This is a genomic window from Pseudoalteromonas aliena, from assembly GCF_038155085.1.
GTDB lineage: Bacteria > Pseudomonadota > Gammaproteobacteria > Enterobacterales > Alteromonadaceae > Pseudoalteromonas > Pseudoalteromonas aliena_A.
In genome coordinates, this window is the sequence record NZ_JBAKAU010000283.1 from 1 (window position 1) to 210 (window position 210).

Sequence of the window (210 nt, forward strand, 5' to 3'; positions counted from 1 at the left end):
TGGAAATAATCGCTCTGTTGATTAAGCTATTTTGGTTATAGCCTCATCACTAGACGCTAATAAAAAATGCCAAGGTTGTGAGTTAACACTTGAAGGCCTAAATCTAAGTAACTCTTTAATTTTTTCAATATTGTCAGCAGAGATCTTTTTCATTGGATTGTACTCTTAAGCTGACAGTCTATTTTTTGCGTAATGAGTAATATCTTGAGT

At 32.9% G+C, this 210-nt stretch carries 1 protein-coding gene; it reads right to left on the reverse strand.

All coding sequences use genetic code 11. The features are described 5' to 3' along the window. Positions 1 to 21: 21 nt before the first annotated feature. On the reverse strand, positions 22 to 153 hold the full coding sequence (locus tag V6260_RS19410) for a nitroreductase family protein (protein ID WP_341595636.1): 132 nt from the start codon (positions 151 to 153) through the stop codon (positions 22 to 24). Between the last annotated feature and the right edge of the window lie 57 nt (positions 154 to 210).

What these genes read in the sequence shown, in the direction of transcription:
- V6260_RS19410 (WP_341595636.1), bottom strand. Translation starts at nt 153, where the DNA reads ATGAAAAAGATCTCTGCTGACAATATTGAAAAAATTAAAGAGTTACTT.